Raw genomic sequence first — 25,768 nt, 5'->3', positions numbered from 1 at the left:
CGATATCCGATACGGTTTCTGCATGCCAGCTAGTGTAGCCCCGGCTTCATGCCTCGGGCAGGTCGTGCTCAATCCGCCGCCACGCACCGTCCCTGAGCCCACGCCCGCAATGCGTCCACTTGTTCACGCATCAGCACCGACAACGGCCGCGTCTGCTTCAGCGCATGGAGCAAGGTCGCCTGATCGGGCGGCGTGCCGTTGCCGGCTGCGTCGTACAGCGCGCTGACGATGGTCTGTTCGATCTCGGCGCCGGAATAGCCGTCGCTGGCTTCGGCCAGCGCGGTCAGGTCGAAGCCGGCGACATCGAGTTTGCGACGGGCGAGGTGCATCGCGAAGATCTCGCTGCGCACGGAGGCCTGCGGCAGGTCGACGAAGAAGATCTCGTCGAAGCGGCCCTTGCGCAGCAGTTCGGCGGGCAGCTCGTTGACCGCATTCGCGGTGGCGACCACGAACACCTTGGCCTTGCGTTCGGCCATCCAGGTGAGCAGGTAGCCGAGCACGCGGCGCGATACGCCGCCGTCATCGCCGCCACCGGCGAGGCCTTTCTCGATCTCGTCGATCCACAGCACGCACGGCGCCAGCAGTTCGGTGCTGCTCAGTGCCTCGCGCAAATTCTTCTCGGTCTCGCCCTGGTACTTGTTGTACAGCGTGCCGAAGTCCAGCCGCACCAGCGGTACGCCGAAGCCGCCGGCGATCGCCTTCGCCGCGAGGCTCTTGCCGCAACCCTGCACGCCGAGCAGCAGCACGCCCTTGGGCGGATCGAGCATCGGCGTGGTGGACGGATCGAGGAATACCGCGCGGCGGCGCTGTACCCATTCACGCACGCGGCTGACGCCGGCGATGTCGGCGAAGCTGGCGGTGGCGTATTCGTAATGCAGCAGGCCGGAGCGGTTGAGCAGGTCGAATTTGGCCTGCATCAGCTCGGGCAGGTCGGCGTGGTTGAGCGCGCCATCGTTGTAGATCAGCTTGCGCACGATGCGCCGTGCATCCGGCGCGGACAGACCGAGCAGGTTGCGCACGATGGTGCGTGCGGCATCGTTGTCCACTTCGACCTTGCGGCCTTGTTCGCGCTGCCAGGCCACGGCTTCGCCGCGCAGGATGCCGGCCAGTTCCCTGATGTCAGGTAGCGACAACGGCACGCGCAGAGCCAGCGCTTCCAGTTCCTCGGGCAATTCGATCTTCGCGCCGACCAGTACGATGGTGTGCGCGGCGCAGCGTTGCCGTTGCACGATCTCGCGCATCTGGCGCAGGCTCATCGCGTAGCGCAGCAGGGGGTGGAAATCGAACATCAGGTAGATGCCGCGCTCGCCTTGCGCGCGGATCGCCTCCAGCGTGGCGGTGGCATCCGGCGCCACCTCGCCCTCGGTTTGGGCGAAGTCGAGCCGGCTGAGGCCGTCGGTCAGCGTCCAGCGCCACAGCGGATGCAGCGCCTGCGCGATCACGTGGCGGAAGCACTCGATCACCCGTTGTTCGTCCACCGTCTCGATCACCAGCAACGGCGTGGCCGCGCGTACCAGCGTGGTGAGATCCTGCAACTCGCTCATGCATCCTCCCTTCGAAGTACGCCACGTTAGCAGAGCGCCGCGCCGTTCCACCGGCGAGGCATGACTTCCCGCACGGCATGACTTCTCTCATGCGTCGTCACGAGGCAGACCGCCTAGGCTGCGTCATCGCCCGTCGGGCCCGATCGAGTGACATGCGATGGACAACCGCCAGCGTTGGATCAGCTCTTTTCCGATCGCCGTCCTTGCCGCATTGAGCCTGGTCGGTATGACGGCGGCGCAGGCGTCCGCGCCGCCGCCGCAGGATGGTTCCCGCGAAGGCATCGCGGGTCATCCCGGTTGCGAGCGGCTTGATGTGCATGCGTGTCTCGATCTGGCGCTGGCGGCAATGGGCGGCCGTGACAAGCTGGCCGGCATCCACAATGTGCAGCTCGACGTGATCGGGCACACCGCACTTACCGAGCAGTCGTACCGGCAGGCGCCGTTCATCAGCAGTTACGAGCGCGACCAGCTCACGCTGGATTTCGACAAGGGCCGGCTGCTGCAGCATGCCCGTGCCGTATGGCCGGAGTCCGACCCGCATCAGGCGGACATCGAGCAGACCCTGGTGGCCACCGCGCAGGCTGGCGTGTATCGCGGAAAGAGCGGTGACTCGCCGTGCGGTTTGTCCGATCTGGACGATACCCGCACCACCCTGGCGCTGGGACCGGAACGGCTGCTGCTTACCGCGGCGGCGGCACCGGACCTGCATTACGCCCGTGGCGAATGGCTGCGTTCCACGCCGCACAGCGTGCTGGAATTCAGCTGGAACGGGCAGCCGGTGCGCGTGCTGCTCAATGTGTTCAACCACCTGCCGGATGCATTCGAGCGCACGGCGACGTTCCAGGATTTCTGGTTCGCCTGGGGCGATGTGGAACAGCGCGTCTACTACGACAACTGGAAGTTGCTGGGCGGCATGGTGCTGCCGACCAACCGCATCGAGCAGCGCAACGGCGTGCTGTGGCAATCCATGCAGATCCTCGATGCCAGCTTCAACACGGCGCTGGACGACAAGACCTTCGCGATGGATCCGGCGGTGGCAGCGAAGAGTGCGCAGTCGAAGGGCTGGAACCGTGAATTCAGCGACAAGCACCGTGTCGAACTGGCACCGGGCATCGAGCTGTACCGCGGATCGTGGAATGCCACCCTGATCAAGCAGGATGACGGCGTGCTGGTGCTGGAGGCACCGATTTCCCCCAGGTATGCGCAGGGCGTGTTCGCCAGGGCGCGCAGCGAATATCCGGGCGTGCCGATCAAGGGTGTGCTCAGCACGTCCGATTCCTGGCCGCATATCGCTGGCGTGCGCGAAGCGGTGGCCGAGGGGCTGCCGGTATATGCGCTCGATCTCAATCAACCGTTGCTCGACAAGTTGGTGAGCGCGCCGCATCGGCTGAATCCGGACCGGCTGCAGACCACACCGAAGGCGGCACACTGGAACATCGTGGCGGGCAGGCTGGAGATCGGGCGTGGCGCCAACCGAATCGTGCTCTATCCGTTGCGCGGCGCTTCGACCGAGCGCCAGTACATGGTCTATTTCCCGCAGCAGCGGCTGCTGTATGCGAGCGACACGCTGGCGCTCAACCCCGACCATTCGTTGTACGACCCGGAGCTGATGCACGAGGTGGTGCAGGCGGTCGAGCGCGAACACTTGCAGGTCGACACGGTATTCGCGATGCACGAAGGACCGACACCGTGGAGTGACGTCAGCAAGCTGGTAAAGGCGGCGCTGCAATAGCGGTCGCCGTCACTTCGGTGTGATGCGATCGGGTTTAGCATTCACGGCTATCGCCACGAAGTGGAGACGCCGATGCGCACCTTGCTTCTCTCCCTGTTGTGTCTGCTGGCCACCCCGGCATTCGCCGCGCCGCAACTGGACAAACTGACCCTGCCGAAGGGTTTCCATATCGCGGTGTATTCGGATCAGGTACCGAATGCACGCGAGATCGCCCAGCCGACGTGCAGCCGCTGCCGGATGGGCAGTTTGCTGGTCAGTGATGATCTGGCGGGGGCGGTGTATCGGGTGACGTACAAGCCCTGAATCCGACCACGCATTCCTGCGTTGCAGTGAAGTGCGATTCCGGCCTACGCCGGAATGACGAGCTAGAAGGCGAAAGCCCACAATCTCCCGATTACCGATCACTCTCATATTTGTCATTCCGGCGTAGGCCGGAATCGCACTTCGACATTGGAGAAACGCCATGGACCGGCGACAACCCTGCGTCTACATGCTGGCTAGCAAGAAGAATGGCGTTCTCTACATCGGTGTCACCAGCGATCCGGTCAAACGCATCTGGCAACACAAGAACGATGTGGTGGAGGGCTATACCAACCGCTATGGCGTGCACACGTTGGTTTGGTATGAGCTTCACCCGACGATGGAATCGGCGATCCTGCGCGAGAAGACGCTCAAGGGCTGGAAGCGGGCCTGGAAGGTGCGGTTGATCGACGGCGGGAATGCTGAGTGGTGCGATCTGTATCCAACTATTCTGTAAGCGAGTGGTCAGTGACGTTGTTGGAATGCGATGACCGGCTTCGCTGTTGAAAAGCTCCTCCGGCCTACGCCGGAATGACAAGATTAAAGGTTCATACGGAGAGATACATGCAACTACGCAGTGACAATTTCGGGAATGGCCAGCCGATCCCCGCCGAATTCGCCTTCGGCAAGCGTGCCGATCCGTTCGCGCTGTCGGACAACCTCAGCCCGCACCTGGCGTGGAAAAATGCGCCGCACGCCACGCGATCGTTCGTGCTCACCTGCATCGACACCGATGTGCCAAGCCGCGGCGACGATGTGAACCAGGCAGGTCGCACGGTGCCGGCCGACCTGCCGCGGGTGGAGTTCGTGCACTGGCTGATGGCGAATATCCCGGCTGAATGCGGCGAGCTGGCGGCCGCCGCATGCAGCGACGAGATCGCCCCGCGCGGCAAGCGCGAACCGTTCGGGCCACCCGGCAGTGTGCAGGGCGTGAACGACTACACCGGCTGGTTCGCCGGCGATGCCGAGATGAGCGGCGAGTATCTTGGCTATGACGGCCCATGCCCGCCGTGGAATGATGCGCTGCTGCATCACTATCATTTCAAGGTGTATGCACTCGATGTGGCGAAACTGCCGCTCATCCAGGGTTTTTCGCTGGCCGAGCTGCGTGGGGCGATGGTCGGCCATGTGCTGGCCGAGGCCGAGCTGGTCGGCACCTACAGTCTCAATCCGTCCGTCCCGAATCCGGCGCTTCCGGGCTGAGCAAACGTCGGCGTTGCGTGCAGGGCGTCGTCGGTTCCCTTCACGCCCGCATGGCACGGGCTATGGGTGAATGGCGGCATGCGGTCACGCTGACCGCAGCCGGCTTTCATTCAAGAGGACACTGCCATGCTTCATTACGCCCTGGTTTTTCTGGTCATCGCCATCATTGCCGCCGTGCTCGGTTTCGGCGGTATCGCGGGTGCCGCAGCGGGAATTGCGAAGATCCTGTTCATCATCTTTCTGATTCTGGCGGTCATCGCGTTCTTCCGCCGCGCCAGCTGACTGGCCGTCCGCTGCAGAGTGTTTGCGTCACACTGAGTCTTTTCCGGAGCATGCAATGAACAAGCAGGTACAAAATCCCGAGCCGTCGCCCACCCGCATCGACGAGCGCGCCGAGCGGATCAAGCAGGCCACCTCGAATGTCGTGGAGAGCACCAAGGAGGCGATGGATCGCGCTGCCGACCATGTCGAGGAAGGCCTGCACCACGCTACCGACAAGGCAGCGAGCGCGGCCAACCGCGCCACCGACAAGGCGGCCGAAATCAGCGAGCGTGGTCGCGAGGTCTACGACGAAACCATGGACCGTGCCGACGCGTGGCTGGAACAGGCACGCGAGTACGTGCGCGAGAAGCCGGTGCAATCGGTCGCCATCGCGCTTGGCGCGGGCTGGCTGCTTGGCCGTATCCTGCGGCGTTGAGCCACGCCACAGCGGAGCCAGGGAATGCACAACGAGGGTGATTCACCCCGCGAAGCGACGGCGCCAAATCCGGCGCCGTCGTCGTCTGGGCTGTTGAACGACATCGGCCAGCTCGGTCGTGCGGTCAAGCGGCTGTTCGGCGCGCAGCTGCATCTGCTGGCGGCGGAACTGGGACTGGCGCGCAGCGCGGTGTCGTGGATGTTGCTGGCCGGGCTGGCCGCCACCGTCGCCGGCGTAGGCCTGGGCCTGACCGTACTGGGTCTGCTCGGGGTAGTGTTGGCGACGTGGCTCGGTTCGTGGATCTGGGCATTGCTGGTGCTGGCGGTGCTGCAGGTGCTGTTCCTGCTGGGTGCGATCGCGCTGTTCCGTCGTTGCATGCACTGGATGAGCCTGCCGGCCACGCGCAACGAGTGGAGTGCGATGATGCGTGACACCCTGCAGCAGGCCGAGACCGGGATCCGGACCGGCGCAGTGCCGGGTGACGAGAAGGAGGGTCAGCCGTGAACGTCTTCGATCAGCTTGCCCGGGTACAGGTGGCGCAGCTGCACATGAGCGCGGCGCGGCAGGAGGTGAGCATGCCCGCCGCATCGCTGCTGACGCGCGGCCACCAGCATCCGCTGACCACGGTGAGTGTGGCGGCTGGCGCCGGCTTCGTGCTGGGCAGCCTCAACGTGCATCCGTTGCGGGTGCCGGGACTGGGTTCGCTGATCGGTGGCGGGCTGGCCGAGGTGGTGGCCCATGGTACCCGCCTGCTGGCCGAGCTGGGCATCGCGGGATTCGAGGCGGCGAGACGCCGTGAGGATGATGAAGGTCAGGATGCGGCGGCTGGCGAATCGTCATGAACGAGCCCGAACAGCTGCCCTCTCCATTGGATGAAGGCCCCTGTGACGATCTTGCGCCGCGGGTACCGCCGGATCAGCTGGTGCCGCCTCGCCCGCGACAACAGATGACGCGCAGTCTGCAGACGATACGTGGGGTGCGCCGACATCTGCGCGCGATCCGCATGGTGTTGAATGCCTTGCTGCTGCTGGCGTTGATGTACACCATCACCCTGACCAAGGCGCTGCTGATTCCGTTGTTGCTGGCCGCCTTCATCGGGCTGGCGCTGAATCCGATCGTCGCCGCGGGGACACGCATCCACCTGCCGCGCTGGCTCACTGCAAGTGTGCTGATGATCGGCCTGATCGTCGGTATCGGCAGCGGCATCGGCCTGCTGGCGCAACCCGCGGTCGGCTGGTTCCATGGCGCGCCGCAGGCGATCAGAAGCTTCGTGCCGAAGCTGAAGCACCTGACCCAGCCGCTGGAGGCGGCGAATCGCGCCACGCAGACCCTGGTCAGCGGCAGTACCAGCACCCCCCACACATCGGCCACACCCGCCACGCCGATGACGATCAGTGCTTGGGACGTGGTCTCCACCACGCCCAAGGTGCTGGCCGCGGTACTCAGCGTGGTGCTGCTGGTGTTCTTCTTCCTGGTCTATGGCGACACCATGTTGCGCCGGCTGGTGGAGATCACGCCCAGCTTTGGTTACAAGCGGCATGCGGTGGTGATCGTGCGCGGCATCCAGACCGAGGTATCGCGCTACCTGCTGACCGCACTGCTGATCAATGCCGGCCTGGGCGCGGTCACCGCGGGCATGCTGTGGCTGTACAAGGTGCCTGATCCGCTGCTGTGGGGCGCGGTGGCGATGTTCGCCAACTTCATTCCCTACGTCGGTGCGATTGTCACCACCTCGGTGCTGGCGGTGGTGTGCATGCTCTACGCGAACGAGATGAGCCTGCATGTATTCCTGCCGGTGCTGACCTTCGCCGGCATCACCGCGCTGGAAGGCAACCTGATCACGCCGATGATCCAGGGTCACAGCATGCGGCTGAGTCCGATCGCGATCCTGCTGTGGCTGCTGGTATGGGGCTGGCTGTGGGGCATTCCCGGCGCGTTGCTGGCGGTGCCGATGCTGACCTGCACCAAGCTGATCGCCGAACGTGTGCGCAGCTGGAACTGGTTCGCGGTGATCGTGCAGCGCTAGAGGCACGCGACACGAGCATGTGGCGCATCCTTCCCTTCGACGCGCAACATCGAGGCTTCAGCGCAGGCCGAGTGCCACGCATGCACCGGCGCGGAAACGCCGGCTGAGGCTGAGCCGGGTGCCATCGCGCAACACCACTTCGGCATTCCCCTGGAACAGCGGATGCACTTCGGCGATGCGCTCCACATTGACCACGATGCCGCGGTGGATGCGCAGGAAACGCGCCGGATCGAGCATCGCCAGCAGCTGGCGCAACGGCTCGCGATGCAGCAGGCGGGTGCCCCCGACATGGAGATGCAGGTAGTTGCCGTCGGCGCGGATCCAGTCGATGTCGCGCGTGGCGATCACCCGGATGTGCTCGCCGCTGCGCACGCTGAGGCGTTGCGCATAACCGTCGGCGCCGGCCAGCGCGGATAGCGGCTCCGCGCTACCGTGCAAGCCCTGCCAGTGCTGGTTCACCCGTGCCATTGCCTGGTCGAAGCGTGCCTGTTCGATCGGCTTGAGCACGTAGTCCAGTGCCTGGGCGTCGAACGCGCGCAACGCATGTTCGGCAAAGGCGGTGGCGAACACCACCATCGGCAGCCGGTCGGGCGCGAGTTTGTGGAGCAGGCCGAAGCCATCCATGCCCGGCATCTGGATGTCGAGGAACAGCAGATCCGGCTGCAGCGCACGCACTGCCTGTGTGGCTTCGACGGCATTGCCGCATTCGCCGACGATTTCCACCTCGGCGTGCGATACCAGCGCCTGGCGCAGCGCGAGGCGCGCGAGCACCTCGTCGTCAACCAGCACGGTGCGGATACGTGGTGTCGTCATGCGACGTGTTCGGTGAATGGCAGGTGCACTTCGGCACGCGTGCCGCCGCCGGGAATCGGGGTGATCTCGAACCGTGCCGCGTCGCCGAACAGCATGCGCAGGCGCGAGCGTGTATTGCCCAGGCCGATACCTTCCGGCGTACCTTGCACCGGCAGGCCGAGGCCGTCGTCGTCCACGCGCAGCTGCAGCTGGTCGCCGTTGCGCCGCGTGGAAATGCGCAGGATGCCGGCGCCGGGCTTGTCCTGCAGGCCGTGGCGCAAGGCATTCTCCACCAGCGGCTGCAGGATCAGGTTGGGCACGGCCGCGGCCAAGGTGTCGTCATCCACGTCCAGCTGCGTGCTGAGCCGATCCTGGAAACGCACCTGCTGGATGCCGAGATAGCATGCGAGGAATTCCAGCTCGCGCGACAGCGACACCTGTGGTGCATGGCGCTCCTCCAGCGTGAGGCGCAGAAAGTCGCTGAGCCGAGCGATCATCAGCCGCGCCTGCAGTGGATCGGCCAGCGCCAGCGCCGAGATCGCGTTGAGCGTGTTGAACAGGAAGTGCGGCTGCAACTGCATGCGCAACGCCTGCAGTTGCGACTGTGCCAATTGCGTCTCCAATTGCGTACGACGCAGGCGCTCGTCGCGCAGGTGTCGGCGCGATTCCATCCCGCGCAGCACCACCAGGATCACCCAGTAGGTCACCAGCCCTTGCTGGAACTTGTAGGCGAACTCCATGTGGATGAAGCCGCCGAACGAATGCACCGGCATCTTGCCCGGGCCGCATAGGATCCAGAAGATCAGCAGCTGCAGCACCGTCTGCACGAGCGCGACGCCGAGGCTGAGGGGCACGTGCACCGCCAGCAGGCGCGGCCAGCCAAAGCCCGCTGTCCGCCGCCCGAGCCAGCCGATCCCCGCCGCCAGCAGCATCCACAGCCAGAAGTCGGCGAGATTCCAGGTCAGCCCGCGCAACCAGGCGGCATCGCGCCCTTCGCTGAGCGAAGACAGTCCTGAAGTCAGCGCGTAGGACAACGCCAGCAGCGTCCAGAAACCGAAGGACAGCGCCCCGTTCCGGAGTCGCTGCGACCGGCTGTCGTCAGATGTCCGATTTTCGCCGACGAGGGTCGTCGCTTGCGCCACGTTCATGTGTGCAGTGTGCCAGCGCCGGCCGATGGAAGGATGTGCCGGAAGATACGACGCGCGCCGGCGTTCGCGCACGCGCAGATTCAAGCTGGTGGCCCCACCTCTCTGCGGCAGGTGAGTTCATCACCCGGCCGCCATGCACCGCTGCCGTCGAGGTGCGCATAGCTGACCCGGTATTGCACATCGTTGCTGCGACGGAACACGAAACGATCGATGTAGCCGCTGCTTGCGGTGTTCCGCAGGCTCAGCGTGGCACCGCTCCAGCCGGAAGAAACGTAGTGGCGCACGCCACCGGTGTTGTCGAACACGGTCACCGTGAACTGCCTGGTGGCGCGGTCGTAGCCCCACCATTCGTCCGCGACGTAGCGATCCGGCGGGGTGTCCGCGTGCTGCATGCGCAGCCAGTGGCCGTCCATTTCGGTGCTGAAGGCCTCGCGGGAATGGATCGGCCTGCCGCTGGAGAACTGGCCGGCGCACTGCCATGTGCCGACGAACCAGGCCAGCGGTGCCAGTTCATCCGTGATGCCGGCCGCTGCCACCGCAGTGGTCGCGGGAGACAGGCCGGCGGTCAGCAGCGTGATCGCCGCACAACCGATGCGCGCCGCCTTCATGGCTGCTTCTCCTCATGTTGCGCCAGCCAGCGGGCGATCGGCAGGCGATGGATGCGATTGTCCGCTGCCGTGAAATACAGCATGGACAGATCCGGATCGAGGCGCGCCTCGATGCCGGAAGGCCCGAGCCGGATCGGCTGGCCCCAGCCGGTAGCCGTGGCGAACGCCACGAACAGATCGCTGGCATTGGGCGGCGTGGGCGGCCGGTTCGAGCTGAACACGATGAAGGACTGGTCGGGCGCCACCGCCGCATCGTAGTCGGCCACCACACCGTCGCTGAACGGCATCGGTTGCGGCGTCTGGAATCGGCCGTCGGCGAAGTGGCTGACGTAAAGCCGCGTGTGATGCGTTTGCGGATCGGGGTGCGTGAAATAGACGCTGCCGTCCGCGGCTACGGCGGGTGAGTACGTCGCGGTACTGGCATTGACGATATCGGGCAGGCGTTCAGGGGTGCCCAGGACGTTGCCCGTGAAGTTCACGCGCCACAGATTGCCACCGCGGCCCGGCCGCGATTTGCCGCCCCAGTAGCCATCCAGCGGTTTGCCGCCGGGCGTCGCCGGCCGGTTGGAAATGAAGACCAGGTACGAACCATCCGGAGCCATCGCTGGTTCCAGATCCATCCACTGGTCCGAGAACGGCACGCGTTCCGGTTTCGACCAGGGGCCGCCATGCCGATGGGCGATATAGAGGTGTCGCGTCAATCCGCTTCCGCGTGCGAACACGACCGTTTTCCGGTCGGGCGTGAACACGGGATCGGCATCGTCTTGTTCGCTCCATGGCGCATCTGACACGGCCGGTACGGCGCTTGTCGAAGCGAGGGGCGGGATGCCGGATGCCGCCTCGACCACGCAGGCAGGCATGGCGCAGGCGCCCATGCACAGGGTGAGGAACAGAAACAGGCGACAAGGAATCATGGGTCGGCTCCACGGGATGAACAGGGCAAATCCATGACGCATGGACCCGCATGGGGGCTTTCGTGGCCGGGCGACAGGCGGCATCTTCAGCGGCCTGGACGATCGCGCGCGTCCAGCCATGGCGCCAGCGAAACCTGCCAGATGTGGTCGGCGCCGTTGTTCCACACCGCCGTACTGCGCGGATCCGATGCTGGCAAGCGGCGATCGCTGTAGAAATAGAGTGTGCGGCGATCGGGGCCGAGCTGACCGCCCATGCTGTGCTTGCCGCCGTTGACCGTGTCGCCGAGATCGCGCGGCGCACTCCAGCCGTCGGGCGTGTGGAATGCGATGGCGAGACGGTAGGGTTGCTTCGGATCGTGCCTGACGCTGAAGACCATGAACGTGCGGTCGGGTGCGATCGCCGGGTCGCGGATCTGCGCGTCCGCATCGTCGAGCTTCACCATGTAGGGCGACTGGTAGTTGCCATTGCGATACACCGAGCGCAGCAGATGGAAACCGCCGTCCGGCCCGGCACAGCCGATGAAATAGATGCTGCCGTCCGCGGCGATGCTGGGCGCGAAGGTCGTCGAACAGGTATTGACGGTATCTGGCAAGCGTACCGGTGCACCCCAGCCGTCGCCTTGCCGATTCACCCGCCAGAGGTTCATGCCATCGCCGGTGCGACGCTGGCCCGCGTGGATCGCGTCGATCGGCGCGCCACCCGGCTGGGCCGGGCGATTGGAGACGAACAGCAGGAACGAGCCATCCGGCGCCATCGCCGGATCGAGATCGCGCCAGTGTCCCGAGAACGGTGCGGCCTGTGGCGTCGACCAATGGCCATTCTCGCGGCGTGATTCCATCAGGGTCGAGCTGTCGCCGGTACCGCGCATGAAATAGACCGTCGCGCCGTCCGGGGTAAACGCCGCCGCACCATCATCGGGAATGCCGGCGATGCTGTCCGGCGCGAAGACTGTGGGGACCGCCTCTTTGCTCTCCGTCGCGTGGGCAGCTGATCCGAAGGCCAGAAGGGTGGCTAGCATGGTCGACAAACGCATGTCTGTATCTCCCTGCACGGTGCGTCCGGCACGCGGATTGTCGGACGGCAACGGCATCGATGTGGATGATTCGGTCAGGCTGGCATGCGCAGGCACGATCGTCGCCGGTCCTGTGACCATTGGCGCGCTGACGATGACGAGCGGCGCATCAGCGGGTGCAGGCGGTTGATGCGCCGCGGGAACGATGTCGATCCGGCGCCCCGGCATCGGCACAGGCGGGTGCGTGCCGCCGCCGCGCGATCAGGCCTGCCGCTGGGCCGCCTATTCAAACCGCTTGTCACCTTCCCGCATGCGTTTGTCACCAAGGCAAGGCGGTTTGCCGTGTCGCCGTGCAGGATGGTTCGGCGGCCATCCGGCCGTGTGCGAGGACAACGGCATGCACAGGCAGCGTTTCTTTCAAATGGGCATGGCGTGCGCCGCCATGCTGGTGCTGGGAAGCGAAGCGATGATCGCATCGAGTCCAGCCGCGATCGCGGCCGGTGTCGACGAGACCACCAGGAGCGAGGCGGCGGTAATCGCCGTTGACCAGCACTGGCTGGAAGCCGAACTCGGTGGCGACACCACCTATCTGGACGACCTGCTGCTGCCCGAATACCGTTCGGTCGGCGCCGACGGCGTGGCCCATCCGAAGGCCGCCATCATGGCGCATGCCGCGAAGAACCGCGGTTCGGACGAGGAGCGGAACAAGGTCGAGGCATGGCTCAAGGCCCACCCGTCGGGCAAGTCCGTGGTGATCCACGGCGACACCGCGATCCTCTCGTTCTATGACCCGGCATTGGGCGTCGCAAAGGGCGTGCGCTCCTCGGACATCTTCGTCTATGTCGACGGGCACTGGCATGCGCTTTATTCGCAGCACAGCGCGGCGGGCAAAGGTTGATCAACCGCCGGGTATGGGGAACAGCACGGTGGGGTCGCCGTCGAACCAGACCATGTCGATCTGCATGTGCTCGATCTGCCATTGCGCGCCATGGCGCGACAGTTCCGTCGTGTAGATATGCTTGAGCAGGAGGTGGCGTGCATGATCGTCGTGCAGCAGGTGCTGCGCCTCGACCAGCGCGAACAGCGTCGCATGCTTGCCGTCGAACGCGGTCACTCGCGGGTTGGTCACGGTATGGCTGGTGTCGAGCCCGTCGATCGCCGCGAAGATGGTATCGGCAATGGCGTGATGCCCCTCGAACACCGGGATGCTGGCGCCGAGTCGCCATGCCGGCCCGGTGAAATCCAGGGTGGCGTGTTCGGCGAACGCCGACTCGAACAGCGCACGGTCACGCAGATCCTGGCCAGCGCCGAAGCGGTACAGCGCATCGACAATGGCAAGCTGTTCGTCGGCGCTCGGCGATGGCTGGAGTGGGTTGCCGGATGTGTTCACGCATCTGCTCCGAAATAATGCCGATCACCAGGCAATGCGCTGGCCATCACGATAGAAGCCGCCGGTGACCGGCCCGGACAGGCAGGCGGCCCAGACGATGCCGGCGGCGCCCTCGGCCACGGGCCGGCCACCCGAGCCGCCCAGGTCGGTGGCGACCCAGCCAGGGCAGACCGCGTTGACCAGGATGCCGCTGCCGTCAAGTTCGGCGGCAAGCGCGCGCGTGTAGGTGTTCAGTGCGGCCTTGGAGACGCGATAGGCCGGACAGCTGGCACCGCTGGTGGCGATGGCGCCACAACCGCTGGAGACATTCACGATGCGGCCATAGCCATGTCGGCGCATCAGCGGCAACAGTGCGCTGCACAAGCGCCAGCTGCCGAACAGGTGGATGTCCATCGCATCACGCACCGGCGCGATGTCGGTGCTGCCGGGGTTGGCCATGGGGTCGTAGTGGCCGCCGGCATTGTTGACCAGCACGTCGAGCCGGCCATAAGTGATCTCGATCCAGCGCGCGAGGGCGTCGACTTCATCCTGGCGGGTGACGTCGAGTTGCACGGCAATGACCTCACCGGGCGCGCCGGCCAGTTGACGCGCGGCACGCAGCCCCTTGTCGAGATCGCGCGCACCCAGCAGTACGGTCATGCCGCGTTCGCTGAGCTGGCGCGCCACCTCGAAACCGAGGCCACGATTGGCGCCGCTGACCAGCGCGACGCGGTAGACCGGTGTCGTCGCCGGCATCCGCCTGGCTGGCCGGCTCATGGCGCGACGCTGGGGTCAGCCTTGGCGACGGCGCTGCAATGCTCGTCGCCGCAAGCCTGCCAGCCACCACCGAGTGCCTTGTACAACGCTACGGCGCGGGTGTTGATCGACGCCTCGGCCTGGGCCAGATCGTCCTCGGCGGACAGCTGGGTGCGTTCGGCGTCGAGCAGTTCGAGGAAGCTGGTGGCGCCTTCCTGGTAACGGACCTGGGCCAGCTCCGCGGCACGTTTGCTCTGGGTGGCCTGATCGATCAGATGATCCACCCGCACGCGCTGCTGGTTGAAACCGGTGACGGCGTTGTCGATGTCCTCGATCGCCAGCAGCACGGTCTGCTGGTAGTTCGCCTGCGCGGCATCGGCGCGTGCCTCGCTGGCATGCAGGTTGGCGCGCACGCGCTGGACGTTCAGGCCGGGCCAGCTGATGCTCGGTGCCAGCGACCATGCACGCGTCGACGGGCCACCGAAATCATTGCTGCGCCCGGCCAGGAAACCGAGGAAACCACCCAGCGTGATATGCGGGAAGAAATCCGCCTTGGCCACGCCGATGCGCGCGGTGGCGGCGGCATACTCGCGTTCGGCGACATGCACGTCGGGCCGGCGCGCCAGCACATCGCCGGCGTCGCCGATCGGCAGGTTGATCGCGATCGGCGTGAAGCTCTTCGGCGACACGTCGACATCGAGCTCGCCCGGCCGTTCGCCGAGCAGCACGGCGAGGCGGAATTCGCTGGCGCTGACCTGGGTCTGCAGCACCGGCAGTTGCGCCTGCACTGCGCTTAGCCGGGCCTTCGCGCTGGCCACGTCCTGCTCCGAACCGGAGCCGAGCTGGTTGCGTACTTCGGTGAGATGCACGGTCTGCTGCTGGTTATCGATGTCGCGCTGGGCGATGTCCAAGCGCAGTTGGCTGCCGCGCAATTCGAAATAATTGCGCGCGACCTCGGCCAGCAGGCTGACCTGGGCATCGTGCAGGGCCGCTTCGTTGGCGCCGAGGTCGGCGCGCGAGGCTTCCACCGAACGACGCACACCGCCGAACAGATCCAGCTCCCACGACGCATCGAACCCGGCCTGATAGGTAGTGACGGTGGTGCGTTGGTCAGTGAAGCCCGGCTGCTGGCCGCGGCTGCGTGTGTAGTTCAGATCGGTATCCACGGTCGGTAACTGGTCGGATTTGGCGCCGCTCAGCAACGCGCGCGATTCATGCAATCGTGCCACCGCCATGCGCAGATCCAGGTTGTTCGCCGCGGCGCGCTGGATCAACGCATCTAGGGTCGGGTCGTTGAACTGCTTCCACCATGCGGCCTGGAATTGCGCGTTGCTTTCCTGCGCGGCATCGAGCCCCTGCAGTTGCGGCGCGGCGGGTTTCACTTCGTGATAGTTCGGGCCCACGCTGGCGCAGCCGGCGAGTGCGAGGGCGCCGGCAAGCAACGACGCTCGAAGAACTACCATCGTCATCCCGGCGAAGGCAGGTAGCGGCATGACGGAGTTCGACGGTTTGTCGCGCATGAAAATTTTCATCAGTGGTTCTCCAACCCGGCAGCGTGTGCGCGTGACTCGCGGCGCTCCGCCAGGGCGTGAATGACGACGTAGAGCAGCGGCGTGTAGATCAGCCCGGACAGGGTCACGCCGAGCATGTCCGAGGCCACGGCGACACCGACGGCAGCGATCTTGAGCAGCGGTTTCATCTCAGTGGTTCTCCAGCGCCGGCAGGGCATGCGCGGCAGCGCGTTCAAGTGCGCGCGCTTCGCGGCGCTCGACCAGGGCGCGAATCAGGACATAGAACAGCGGCGTGTAGATCAGCCCGAAGATGGTCACGCCGAGCATTCCGGAGAACACCGCCACGCCCATCGCATGACGCATTTCGGCGCCGGCGCCGTGCGAGGTGACCAGCGGCACCACACCCATGATGAAGGCGAACGAGGTCATCAGGATCGGGCGCAGTCGCAGCTTGGCCGCTTCCAGCACCGCCTCGTGGCGGCTCATGCCTTCGTGCTGGCGCTCGCGGGCAAACTCGACGATCAGGATCGCGTTCTTGCACGCCAGTCCGACCAGCACGATCAATCCGATCTGGGTGAAGATGTTGTTGTCGCCACCACTCAGCCATACGCCGGCGATCGCGGACAGCAGCACCATCGGCACGATCAGGATCACCGCGAGCGGCAGCGACCAGCTCTCGTACAGCGACGACAGCACCAGGAACACCAGCAGCACGCACAGCGGGAATACCAGGATCGCGGTGTTGCCGGCGAGGATCTGCTGATAGGTCAGCTCGGTCCACTCGTAGCTGAAGCCATTCGGCAGGTTCTCCTTCGCCAGTTTCTCCATCGCCGCCTGTGCCTGGCCGGAACTGAAGCCGGGCGCCGGGCCGCCATTGATCTCGGCGGTCGGATAACCGTTGTAGTGCTGCACGCGGTCCGGGCCGGCACCCTGTTGCACGGTGACGAACGAACCCAGCGGCACCATCTGGCCCTGCGCGTTGCGCGTCTTCAGTTGCAGGATGTCCTGCAGCGAATGGCGGAACGCCGGGTCAGCCGACACGTTCACCTGGTAGGTGCGACCGAAGCGGTTGAAGTCGTTGACGTAGAGCGAGCCGAGATAGGCCTGCATGGTCTGGTAGACGTCGGCCAGGTTCACGCCTTCGGCCTTGGCCTTCTCGCGATCCACATCGGCCTCCACCTGCGGCACGCTGACCTGGAAGCTGGAGAACAGTCCGGCCAGCGCCGGCTCCTTCTGGCTGGCGGCGATCAGCCCCTGGGTTTGCTTGAACAGTTCCTCGAAGCCGCGGTCGCTGCGATCCTCGATCTGCAGGCGGAAGCCGCCGATCGTGCCCAGCCCCATGACCGGCGGCGGCGGGAACACCGCGATATACGCATCCTGGATCGCTGCGTATTTTTGGTTAAGCGCGCCGGCAATCGCACCAGCCGAAAGCGCTGCGCTGCGACGTTCCTCGAACGGCTTCAGGGTGACAAACACGATGCCGGAGTTGGTGCTGTTGGTGAAGCCATTGATCGACAGGCCCGGGAACGCCACGGCATGTTCCACGCCCGGCTGCTTCAGCGCGATCGCGCTCATCCGCTGGATCACGTCCTCGGTGCGGTCGAGCGAGGCGGCATCGGGCAGCTGCGCAAACGACACCAGGTACTGCTTGTCCTGTCCCGGCACGAAGCCGGTAGGCACGTGCGAGAAGCCGAGCCAGGTCAGGCCTATCAGGCCGGCGTACAGCGCCAGCGCGAACTTGCCCTTGCCGACGATACGCTTCACGCCGCCGACGTAGCGTTCGGAACCGCGATGGAACATGCGGTTGAACGGGCGGAACAGCCAGCCGAATGCACGGTCGATCCAGCGGGTCAGGCGATCCTTCGGCGCGTCATGGCCCTTCAGCAGCACGGCGGCCAGCGCCGGGCTCAGGGTCAGCGAGTTGAACGCCGAGATCACCGTCGAGATCGCGATGGTCAGTGCGAACTGGCGATAGAACTGGCCGGTGAGGCCGCTGACGAAGGCGGTCGGGATGAACACCGCGCACAGCACCAGCGCGGTGGCCACGATCGGCCCGGTGACCTCATGCATCGCCCTGCGCGTCGCCTCCTTCGGCGACTGTCCGAGCTCGATGTGCCGCTCGACGTTCTCCACCACCACGATGGCGTCATCGACCACGATGCCGATCGCCAGCACCAGCCCGAACAGCGACAGCGCATTGAGCGAGAAGCCGGCCAGATACATGATCGCGAACGTGCCGATCAGCGACACCGGCACCGCCACCAGCGGGATGATCGAGGCGCGCCAGGTCTGCAGGAACAGGATCACCACCAGCACCACCAGCAGGATCGCTTCGAGCAGCGTATGCGCCACCGCCTCGATCGAGCCGCGCACGAACACGGTCGGGTCATAGACGATGCTGTAGTCGACGCCCTGCGGGAAATCCTTCTTCAGCTGCGCCATGGTGGCGCGCACTTCGTCGGAGATCTGGATCGCGTTGGAGCCGGGCCGCGCGAAGATCGGCACGGCCACGGCCGGCTTGTTGTCGAGCAGGCTGCGCAGCGCGTAGTTGTTCGAGCCCAGGTCGACCCGGGCGACGTCGCGCAGGTGGACGACACTGCCGCCCGCATCGGTGCGCACGATGATGTTGCGGAAATCATCCTCGCTGACCAGCCGGCCACGGGTGTTGATGTTGAGCTGGAACGCCGAATTGGTCGGGCCGGGCGGTGCATTCAAGGCACCGGCGGCGACCTGCACGTTCTGCTCCTGGATCGCGTTGATCACATCGCTGGTGGTCAGCCCGCGCGAGGCCAGCTTCTGCGGATCCAGCCATACGCGCATGCTGTATTCGCCGGCGCCGAAGATCTGCACGTCGCCGATGCCATCGAGCCGGCCCAGCACATCCTTCACATGCAGCCGAGCGTAGTTCGACAGGTACAGCATGTCGTAGCGTTGGTCGGGCGAGGTGAGGTGAACCACCATCGTCAGGTCGGGCGAGCTCTTCTGTGTGGTGACGCCGAGGCGCTGCACTTCCTCCGGCAGTTTCGGCAGCGCCTGCGCCACGCGGTTCTGCACGTCGACCTGGGCGGTCTGCAGATCGGTGCCCAGCGCGAAGGTCACGGTGAGCGTGAGTGCGCCATCGCTGGTCGCCTGCGAGGAGGTGTACAGCATGCCTTCCGCGCCGTTGATCTGTTCTTCCAGCGGCGTGGCGACGGTCTCGGCGATCACCTTGGGGTTGGCACCTGGGTAGCTGGCGCGCACCACCACGGTGGGCGGCACGACTTCGGGATATTCGCTGATCGGCAACTGGAACACCGCGATGCTGCCGGTGATAACGAACAGCAGCGACAGCACGGCGGCCATGATCGGCCGGTTGACGAAAAACTGGGCAATGTTTTTCATGGCGTTGGAATCAGTCCTGCGCGCGCTTGCCGGTGGCCGTGCTGGCCAGCGCGGTCTGCGCGTCATGGTTCATAGTGGGCGTGGCCGGGTTGGCATCGACGACGGCCTTGTCGCCGGCATCGAGGCGATATTCCATGGCCACCTTCTGCGGATTGACCTCGATGCCGGGGCGCACGTGCTGCAGGCCGTTGACGATGACCACGTCGTTGCCGTCCAGGCCGCTGTCGATCACGCGCAGGCCGTGGAACAGCGGGCCGGTGCTGACCTTGCGGTATTCCACCTTGTGTTCCTTGTCGACCACGTAGACGAACTGGTTGCCGAGGTCGGTGCCGATCGCGCGGTCGTCCACCAGCAGGCGCGGACGGGCCTGGCCGCTCTGCAGTTGCACGCGGGCATACAGGCCAGGCGTGTACAGGCCGTCGCGGTTGTCGAACACTGCGCGCAGGCGCATCGTGCCGGAGTCGGTATGCAGCTGGTTGTCGACGAAGTCGAGGCGGCCGTCATGCGGATAGCCCGCTTCGTCGGCCAGTCCCATCGTCGCCTCGATCCGCGCGTCACGGCCGGCCTGCGCCGCGCGTGCACGCAGATGGTCGAGCTTGAGCCAGGTCTGTTCGTCCACGTCGAAGTAGACATAGACCGGATTCACCGTGACCACGCTGGTCAGCACGTTGCTGCTGGTGACCAGGTTGCCGGGGGTGATGCGGATATTGCTGACGCGGCCGTCGATCGGCGAACGCACCTGGGTGAAATCCAGGTTCAGTCGTGCAGCGGCAAGGGCGGCCGTGCTGGCGGCCAGTTGTGCCCGCGCACTTTCTTCGGCGGTGTTCTGGCTGTCGGCTTCCTGCTGCGCCACGGCATGCTGGGCCAGCAGCATCTCGGCCCGGCGCTGGTTGGTCTCGGCCAGGCTCAATGCCGCCTTGGCTTGCGCCTGGTTCGCGCTGAGCCGGTCGACCTCGGCCTGGTACGGGCGCGGATCGAGCTGGAACAGCACATCGCCCTTGTGCACCAGCGCGCCTTCCTGGAAATGCACCGATTCCACGAAACCGCCGACGCGCGGCTGTACCTGCACCGTGTTGACCGCTTCCAGCCGGCCGGTGAATTCGGCGCTGTCGCTGACCTGACGAATCAGGGCCTGCGCCACCGTTACCTCGGGCGGCGGCCCGCCGGCCGGGGTTTGCGCGTGGCCGTTGCTGCCGTGCAGGAGGATCCAGCTGCCTAATACGCCGGCAGCAATCAGAGGGACCAGCACCCATTGTTTTTTCATCTTGCGCTCCCAGAACCTTGTAGGCCGGGCGCATCTCCCCGGCGAAGGGTCGAGAGAATAGGTGTACTTTGCGGTATAGAAAATCCGCTTCTTGCGCATTACACTCGTGACTCAACCTCACGAATCGGTCAGGAATCCAGGCAATGGAAGACTTTTCAGCAATTTCGACCTTCGTCCGGGTGGTCGAGGCCAAGAGCTTCGCCGCCGCCGCTTCCCAGTTGGGGATGACGCCCTCCGGCGTCAGCCGCGCCGTGGCACGGCTGGAAACCCAGCTTGGCGCGCGGCTGTTGTTCCGATCGACACGATCGCTGCGGTTGACCGACGATGGTGCCTCGTTTCATGCACGTTGCAAGGAGATACTTGCCGATCTGACCGAGGCGACCGAAGCGCTGGGACATGCGCGCAGCCACCCGGTCGGCAAGTTGCGGCTGGCCGCCCATTCGGCGATCGGCCGGGCAGCCCTGATCCCGAACCTGGCCGAATTCGAGCAGCGCTACCCGGATATCCGGCTCGAACTGGCGATGTGCGATTACCACTTCGATCTCAACGAGGAAGGCTACGACTGCGCCATCCGCATGGGCGAGCTGGAAGACTCCAATCTGATCGCCCGCAAGCTCGGCTACTTCAACAACGTGCTGTGCGCCTCGCCCGCCTATCTGCACAGGCACGGTGCGCCACGCCGCATCGAGGACCTGAAGCAGCACCGCTGCATCAACTACGTCTACCCGAGCACCGGCAAGCCGTACCAGTGGCAGTTCGACACCCCGAGCGGACGGGTCGGGCTGGACATCGACGCGCACATGCTGATCAACGATGGCGAGTCGGTGATCCAGGCGGCGGTCGCCGGCCTCGGCATCATTCAGATCCCGCACTGTCTCGCCGCCAGCGCGCTGGCCAAGGGCCAACTGGAGATCGTGATGACCGATACGATCTCCACCGGCTCGCCGGTGTGGATCGTCTACCCGCAGAAGCGCCATCTGTCGGCGCGCGTGCAGGCGTTCATCGAATGGATCAGCGAGCTGTTCCAGCGCACCAGCGAACCGCAGTGCCGGATTACGGCGCGGATCAATGCAGAAAAGGCCGAGCGCGGCGAACGGCTGGCGGAAGTGGCGTAGGCGCTCACGCCAGCAGGAGCGGCATTACGCGCCGGCGGGCACCAGCAACAGCAACGCCACGCCGAGCACGATGCGGTAGATCGCGAACGCGGTGAAGCGATGGCTGCGGATGTAGCCGAGCAGCCACTTCACCGCGATGAAGCCGACGATCAGCGAGACCACGAAGCCGACGATCAACGCCGTCCAGTCTTCGTGCGCGGCGCCGCCACCCTTCAGCACTTTCAGCAACTCATAGCCGGTCGCGGCATACATGGTAGGGATGCCGACCAGGAACGCGAACTCGGTCGCCGCGGCGCGGTTGCTGGTGCCGGCCAGCATCGCGGTGAAGATCGTCGCCGCCGAACGCGAGGTGCCGGGGAAGATACCGGCCACCATCTGCGCGATGCCGACCAGGATCGCCACCCGCCAGGTCACCCGGGTGCGATCCACCTGTCGCGCCGCCAGCGCCTCGGCGCCGATCATCCAGAGGCCGCCGATGACCAGCGCCCACGCAATCGGCGTCACCGTCTCGGGCAGCTTGAAGCCGTAGTGGGTCACCACCAGGCCAAGCACCGCGGTGATCATGAATGCCACGAACAGCTTGAGCAGGTAGTCGCGGTTGGCCGGGTCGCGCCATTGCGTGAACAACTGCCAGATGCGCGACCAGTAGATCAGGGTGACCGCCAGGATCGCGCCGGCCTGGATGCCCACGTTGAACAGGTCCGAGCGTTCACCGAGGCCGAATTTCTCGGCGATCAGCAGATGGCCGGTGCTGGAGATCGGCAGGAATTCGGTGATGCCTTCGATGATGCCGAGCAGGATGACGTGGATCAGATCGGTCACGGTGCGGCTCCGGATGCAAAGGGGATGGCGCCGACCGACTCTGGCACGCCGGCAGGAAGCGGCTTAGCTTACGGGTTTGCGGGTACGAAAGACGGCATCCGGGCGGATGCCCAGTCGGTCAACGGTCAGGAAGCCGTTGCCGGTTGAGCCACCGCCAACCCGGCCAGGCCCCGGATCTGGTGCTGTCTTTGGGGAACCTCGAAAACTTCCGGATTTTGTCGCCACCGGAAGGTTTCCGAGTTCCCTTCACTCACACATCACACCAGGTGCTCTGGACGCTCGGTTCAGGGCATGTCCTGCGATTCAGCGGCTTCGTCGATGTGGACCTGGCCCGCTGCCGGCACCGTGATCGCGCCAATGCCCGCCTCGTGCAGTTGCCCGTTGAGCTTCGGCAGATCGGTCGTGCGCAGCGTGTGCCATTGCGCCAGCGCCTTGTCGAGATTTGACTGGTACTCGGCGAGTGCCTGTTGCTGACCGCTGGTGGGAGCGTGGTCGGCGCCTTCCACATCGGTGGCCATCGCAGTGAGCGCGTCGCTCATCGCGTGCAGGTTGAGCGATGTCTCGCCGCTGCCGCTGACCAGTGGCGTGGTCTTCGTGCGCAGTGAGTCCACGCCGGCGAGCAACGGCTTGCGCGCGCTGTCGGCGTCGAGCTTCCTGTCCAGCGCATCCAGCTGATCGCGTACAGTCTGCACCTCGACGTAAGCCTGCGATACACGCTGCAGGGTCGATCCGATGTCACGCGAGTAGGCGAGTCCGGCGGCCAGTTCGTCCTGGCTGACCTGCTCGCGCGGGTCCGGTGCGATCACCAGCGGTGCGCGATACGACTTGCCGTCGACGTGCAGCACCAGCTGGTAGTTGCCCGGCAGCGCAAGCGGCCCCTCCGGCGTCACCGGCGTGTCCGAGTCCCACGTCGCCGCGATGCTGTAACCGTATTCGATCGCCTGCGGGCGCGGATAGCGCAGATCCCACACGAAACGATGGGCGCCAGCTGCGGCCGACAACACGCCCGGCGCTTTCAGCCAGCCCTTGGCGAAGTAGCGTTCGGCGTCCAGTTTGGCCGGTCGGTCGGTGCTGGAGAACTGGCGCACGAGCTTGCCGTCACGGTCGAGGATGTCCAGCGTCACCGGCCCTTTCGCGTTGGCGGCAAGCCGGTAGTCGATCACCGCACCGCTTGGCGGATTCTGGCCGACCGGGGTTTCCGGTGGCAGCGGCGTGTCCTTGTTCTCGTTCGCACGTACGCGCAGTGCAGGCACCGGCGTATACAGATGTGCCGGTGCCCCGGCGATCGCCGCGGTAACCTGGCGCAGCGGCGAGACGTCGTCGAGAATCCAGATCGCCCGTCCCTGGGTGGCGGCGATCAGGTCGTTGCCGTGTATCAGCAGGTCACGCACCCACGCGGTCGGCAGGTTATGTTGCAGCGATTGCCAGTGCGCACCGTCGTCAAGCGAGACGAATACGCCGCGGTCGGTGCCGGCGTAAAGCAACCCGGCACGCTTGGGATCGGCACGCACCACGCTGACGAAACTGCCCGCCGGCAAGCCGGTCGCGATGTCGGTCCAGTTCGCGCCGTAGTCATGAGTGCGCCATGCGTGCGGACTGAAATCATCCTGGCGGTGATTGTCCACCGCGATATAGGCCGTGCCCGCCTGCAGCGCGGATGCATCGAGGGAGCCGATCTGGGCCCATGCGGGCAGGCCCTTCGGGGTGACGTTGTGCCAGCTCTTGCCGCCATCGCGGGTGAGCTGGACCAGGCCATCGTCGGTGCCGACCCAGATTTCATCGTTGCCGAGTGGCGACGGCGCGATGCTGTAGATCACGCCGTAGCCGCAGGCACGTGCCTGTTCCGGCGTGGGGTTGCCGTCGCAATGCTTCGCATCCGGCGTCCCGGCATTCAGCGCGGGACTGATCACATCCCAGTGCTGGCCCTGGTCGGTACTGCGGAACAGCACCTGCGCGCCCAGGTACAACGCATACGGTGCCTGCGTCGAGAACGCGATCGGGGTGATCCAGGTGTAGTGGTACTTGAAGTCGGTGGGACGCTCGCCATAGCTGTTGACCGGCCAGGGCGTGACGTTCTGCACCACGCCGGTGCGCCGGTCCCAGCGCGACACGCGGCCGCCGAGGCCGGAGCCGAAGACGATGTTCGGATCGCCCGGATACGGCAGGTCGTAATCGCGCTCGTCGCCACCGACCGGGCGCCAGTCGCGATAAGAGATCGAGCCGTAGTCGCTGCGGCTGGCGATGCCCACGGTGCCGGAATCCTGTTGCCCGGAATAGACCCAGTACGGGAACTGGTCGTCGGCGGCGAGGTGGTAGAACTGGCCGGTCGGCTGGTTGTACCAGCTGCTCCAGGTCTGCCCGCCGTTGACGCTGATCACCGCACCCTGGTCGCTGGCGGTGATCATCCGCTGCGTGTCCTTCGGGTTGATCCACACATGGTGGTAGTCGTCACCGCCGGGCGCGCCCTTGAACACTTCCCAGGTTTTGCCGCCATCGTCGGAGCGCCGGATCGACTGGCCGGCCGAATAGATGCGGTCGCGGTCGGCGGGATCGACGGTGATACGGCTGAAGTAGTCGTTCGCCAGCCAGTCTTCGTGGCTGGTGGCCTGCCACGTCGCGCCACCGTCATCCGAGCGGTACAGGCCGCTCTGGCCCTTGGAGGTCGCGTCGTTGACCACCGCGTAGACGCGGCCGCCGGCCGCCGTGGCAAGGCCGATGCGGGCGAGCGAGCCGGTCGGCCAGCCGTGACCGCCGATGCGCTGCCAGCTGACGCCGCCGTCGCTCGACTTGTACACACCGCTGCCCGGGCCGGCGTTGGGCTGGAAGTACGACAGCCAGGGATAGTTGCGTACCTGCCAGGCTGCCGCGTAGATGATCTCGGGGTTGGCCGGATCGGCCGCCATGTCGACGATGCCGGTGTCCGCATCGATGAACAGCGTCTGCTTCCAGGTCTTGCCGCCGTCGATCGAACGGAACACGCCACGTTCGTGGTTCGGTCCGTAATAGTGGCCGAGCGCGCCCACCAGCACGGTGTCCGGATGCCGCGGATCGACCAGGATCGCGCCAATATGGCGGGTGTCGACCAGGCCTGCGTGCTGCCAGGTCTTGCCGTCATCGGCCGAGCGATACACGCCGTCGCCGGCACCGACGTCGTAGCGCGCGGCCACCTGGCCGGTACCCACATAGATGACCTTCGGATCCGATGGCGCCACCGCCAGCGCACCCACCGCCGAGGCCGGTTGCCGATCGAACAGCGACTGCCAGGTACGCCCCGCATCGGCGGTTTTCCACACACCACCGCCGGCCGTGCCGATATAGAAGGTATCGGGCTGCGACGGCACACCGGTCGCCATGGTCGCCCAGCCGCCGCGGAATGGCCCCAGCTGGCGCCATTCCAGCGCGCCGGACACACTGGCCGGAATGGTCGGCTCGGCTGCCCGGGTCGGCTGGGCACAGGCCAGCAGCAGGCCGGCGATCACGACGACGGGGCGCAACACATGGCGGATCGACATGGGACGTTTCTCGCGGAGGAAGGGCGATATCGCGACTGCTGAAGATACTGCGGCCGACCCG

General features: G+C 65.7%; 26 protein-coding genes. 12 read left to right on the top strand and 14 right to left on the bottom strand.

Annotated features, from left to right (window positions below; genetic code table 11):
• Positions 1 to 68 precede the first annotated feature (68 nt).
• The gene (locus tag ACYVKM_RS04810; RefSeq protein WP_460876201.1) at positions 69 to 1,544 is read right to left on the bottom strand and encodes an AAA family ATPase; all 1,476 of its coding nucleotides are present in this window, start codon (positions 1,542 to 1,544) and stop codon (positions 69 to 71) included.
• A 157-nt stretch (positions 1,545 to 1,701) separates the two neighbouring features.
• On the opposite strand from ACYVKM_RS04810, the gene ACYVKM_RS04805 reads away from it, so the two are divergent.
• The 9 genes from ACYVKM_RS04805 to ACYVKM_RS04765 all read left to right on the top strand — a co-directional run bounded on the left by ACYVKM_RS04805 (position 1,702) and on the right by ACYVKM_RS04765 (position 7,502).
• On the top strand, positions 1,702 to 3,276 hold the full coding sequence (locus ACYVKM_RS04805; protein ID WP_460876199.1) for an MBL fold metallo-hydrolase: 1,575 nt from the start codon (positions 1,702 to 1,704) through the stop codon (positions 3,274 to 3,276).
• Between the two features lie 72 nt (positions 3,277 to 3,348).
• Positions 3,349 to 3,579 carry a hypothetical protein gene (locus tag ACYVKM_RS04800; protein ID WP_460876197.1) on the top strand — a complete coding sequence of 77 codons (231 nt, stop codon included), beginning with the start codon at positions 3,349 to 3,351 and terminating at the stop codon, positions 3,577 to 3,579.
• A 160-nt stretch (positions 3,580 to 3,739) separates the two neighbouring features.
• Entirely contained in the window at positions 3,740 to 4,033 is a 294-nt protein-coding gene (locus ACYVKM_RS04795) for a GIY-YIG nuclease family protein (RefSeq protein ID WP_460876196.1), read from the top strand.
• Between the two features lie 107 nt (positions 4,034 to 4,140).
• Positions 4,141 to 4,779 carry a YbhB/YbcL family Raf kinase inhibitor-like protein gene (locus ACYVKM_RS04790; RefSeq protein WP_460876195.1) on the top strand — a complete coding sequence of 213 codons (639 nt, stop codon included), beginning with the start codon at positions 4,141 to 4,143 and terminating at the stop codon, positions 4,777 to 4,779.
• Between the two features lie 126 nt (positions 4,780 to 4,905).
• A complete protein-coding gene (locus ACYVKM_RS04785; protein ID WP_077440832.1) occupies positions 4,906 to 5,061 on the top strand; it encodes a DUF1328 domain-containing protein in 156 nt (51 codons plus the stop codon).
• Positions 5,062 to 5,116: 55 nt separating this feature from the next.
• Entirely contained in the window at positions 5,117 to 5,476 is a 360-nt protein-coding gene (locus ACYVKM_RS04780) for an ElaB/YgaM/YqjD family protein (protein WP_460876193.1), read from the top strand.
• Positions 5,477 to 5,500: 24 nt separating this feature from the next.
• Complete coding sequence (locus ACYVKM_RS04775; RefSeq protein ID WP_460876191.1) at positions 5,501 to 5,980, top strand: ABC transporter ATP-binding protein; 480 nt, start codon at positions 5,501 to 5,503, stop codon at positions 5,978 to 5,980.
• Entirely contained in the window at positions 5,977 to 6,318 is a 342-nt protein-coding gene (locus ACYVKM_RS04770) for a hypothetical protein (protein WP_460876190.1), read from the top strand. The genes ACYVKM_RS04775 and ACYVKM_RS04770 overlap by 4 nt, the downstream gene beginning before the upstream one ends.
• A 104-nt stretch (positions 6,319 to 6,422) precedes the next feature.
• Positions 6,423 to 7,502: an AI-2E family transporter gene (locus tag ACYVKM_RS04765; protein ID WP_460876534.1), complete on the top strand. Its 1,080-nt coding sequence runs from the start codon at positions 6,423 to 6,425 to the stop codon at positions 7,500 to 7,502.
• 57 nt (positions 7,503 to 7,559) lie between these two features.
• Here the strand turns inward: ACYVKM_RS04765 and ACYVKM_RS04760 are convergent, their stop codons facing one another.
• The 5 genes from ACYVKM_RS04760 to ACYVKM_RS04740 form a co-directional block, all read right to left on the bottom strand.
• Positions 7,560 to 8,315, bottom strand: coding sequence for a LytR/AlgR family response regulator transcription factor (locus ACYVKM_RS04760; RefSeq protein WP_460876189.1), 756 nt, complete (start codon positions 8,313 to 8,315; stop codon positions 7,560 to 7,562).
• Positions 8,312 to 9,442, bottom strand: a complete 1,131-nt coding sequence (locus tag ACYVKM_RS04755) for a sensor histidine kinase (RefSeq protein WP_460876187.1) — start codon at positions 9,440 to 9,442, stop codon at positions 8,312 to 8,314. Before ACYVKM_RS04755 ends, ACYVKM_RS04760 begins: the two co-directional genes overlap by 4 nt.
• An 80-nt stretch (positions 9,443 to 9,522) precedes the next feature.
• Positions 9,523 to 10,050 carry a hypothetical protein gene (locus ACYVKM_RS04750; RefSeq protein WP_460876185.1) on the bottom strand — a complete coding sequence of 176 codons (528 nt, stop codon included), beginning with the start codon at positions 10,048 to 10,050 and terminating at the stop codon, positions 9,523 to 9,525.
• Positions 10,047 to 10,964 (bottom strand): TolB family protein, encoded by a 918-nt coding sequence (locus ACYVKM_RS04745; protein ID WP_460876183.1) that lies wholly within the window; start codon positions 10,962 to 10,964, stop codon positions 10,047 to 10,049. The genes ACYVKM_RS04750 and ACYVKM_RS04745 overlap by 4 nt, the downstream gene beginning before the upstream one ends.
• A gap of 86 nt (positions 10,965 to 11,050) precedes the next feature.
• Positions 11,051 to 11,998, bottom strand: coding sequence for a TolB family protein (locus tag ACYVKM_RS04740; RefSeq protein ID WP_460876182.1), 948 nt, complete (start codon positions 11,996 to 11,998; stop codon positions 11,051 to 11,053).
• Here ACYVKM_RS04740 and ACYVKM_RS04735 point away from each other — a divergent pair.
• Together ACYVKM_RS04735 and ACYVKM_RS04730 are read left to right on the top strand one after the other, a co-directional pair.
• Positions 11,982 to 12,167, top strand: coding sequence for a hypothetical protein (locus ACYVKM_RS04735; RefSeq protein ID WP_460876180.1), 186 nt, complete (start codon positions 11,982 to 11,984; stop codon positions 12,165 to 12,167). The two genes, ACYVKM_RS04740 and ACYVKM_RS04735, sit on opposite strands and share 17 nt — an antisense overlap.
• Before the next feature lie 207 nt (positions 12,168 to 12,374).
• On the top strand, positions 12,375 to 12,875 hold the full coding sequence (locus ACYVKM_RS04730; RefSeq protein ID WP_460876179.1) for a nuclear transport factor 2 family protein: 501 nt from the start codon (positions 12,375 to 12,377) through the stop codon (positions 12,873 to 12,875).
• Here ACYVKM_RS04730 and ACYVKM_RS04725 read toward each other — a convergent pair whose 3' ends face one another.
• The 6 genes from ACYVKM_RS04725 to ACYVKM_RS04700 all read right to left on the bottom strand — a co-directional run bounded on the left by ACYVKM_RS04725 (position 12,876) and on the right by ACYVKM_RS04700 (position 20,258).
• Positions 12,876 to 13,367 (bottom strand): nuclear transport factor 2 family protein, encoded by a 492-nt coding sequence (locus ACYVKM_RS04725; protein ID WP_460876177.1) that lies wholly within the window; start codon positions 13,365 to 13,367, stop codon positions 12,876 to 12,878. It lies immediately after the preceding gene.
• A 24-nt stretch (positions 13,368 to 13,391) separates the two neighbouring features.
• On the bottom strand, positions 13,392 to 14,123 hold the full coding sequence (locus tag ACYVKM_RS04720) for an SDR family NAD(P)-dependent oxidoreductase (RefSeq protein ID WP_460876176.1): 732 nt from the start codon (positions 14,121 to 14,123) through the stop codon (positions 13,392 to 13,394).
• Positions 14,120 to 15,571, bottom strand: coding sequence for an efflux transporter outer membrane subunit (locus tag ACYVKM_RS04715; RefSeq protein WP_460876532.1), 1,452 nt, complete (start codon positions 15,569 to 15,571; stop codon positions 14,120 to 14,122). The genes ACYVKM_RS04720 and ACYVKM_RS04715 overlap by 4 nt, the downstream gene beginning before the upstream one ends.
• 62 nt (positions 15,572 to 15,633) lie before the next feature.
• The gene (locus ACYVKM_RS04710) at positions 15,634 to 15,801 is read right to left on the bottom strand and encodes a hypothetical protein (protein WP_460876175.1); all 168 of its coding nucleotides are present in this window, start codon (positions 15,799 to 15,801) and stop codon (positions 15,634 to 15,636) included.
• Position 15,802: 1 nt separating this feature from the next.
• Positions 15,803 to 18,994, bottom strand: coding sequence for an efflux RND transporter permease subunit (locus tag ACYVKM_RS04705; protein WP_460876173.1), 3,192 nt, complete (start codon positions 18,992 to 18,994; stop codon positions 15,803 to 15,805).
• A gap of 10 nt (positions 18,995 to 19,004) precedes the next feature.
• Complete coding sequence (locus ACYVKM_RS04700) at positions 19,005 to 20,258, bottom strand: efflux RND transporter periplasmic adaptor subunit (RefSeq protein ID WP_460876171.1); 1,254 nt, start codon at positions 20,256 to 20,258, stop codon at positions 19,005 to 19,007.
• A 143-nt stretch (positions 20,259 to 20,401) separates the two neighbouring features.
• On the opposite strand from ACYVKM_RS04700, the gene ACYVKM_RS04695 reads away from it, so the two are divergent.
• Positions 20,402 to 21,373 carry a LysR family transcriptional regulator gene (locus ACYVKM_RS04695; RefSeq protein WP_460876169.1) on the top strand — a complete coding sequence of 324 codons (972 nt, stop codon included), beginning with the start codon at positions 20,402 to 20,404 and terminating at the stop codon, positions 21,371 to 21,373.
• 24 nt (positions 21,374 to 21,397) lie between these two features.
• On the opposite strand, the gene ACYVKM_RS04690 is transcribed toward ACYVKM_RS04695, so the two are convergent.
• Together ACYVKM_RS04690 and ACYVKM_RS04685 are read right to left on the bottom strand one after the other, a co-directional pair.
• Positions 21,398 to 22,195, bottom strand: a complete 798-nt coding sequence (locus tag ACYVKM_RS04690; protein WP_460876167.1) for an undecaprenyl-diphosphate phosphatase — start codon at positions 22,193 to 22,195, stop codon at positions 21,398 to 21,400.
• A gap of 284 nt (positions 22,196 to 22,479) precedes the next feature.
• Positions 22,480 to 25,707 (bottom strand): WD40/YVTN/BNR-like repeat-containing protein, encoded by a 3,228-nt coding sequence (locus tag ACYVKM_RS04685; protein WP_460876166.1) that lies wholly within the window; start codon positions 25,705 to 25,707, stop codon positions 22,480 to 22,482.
• Positions 25,708 to 25,768: the final 61 nt, after the last annotated feature.

The organism is Rhodanobacter koreensis (genome assembly GCF_054782855.1).
Note: the sequence above shows the minus strand (reverse complement) of the source record. Positions and strands in the feature narration are given on the sequence as shown.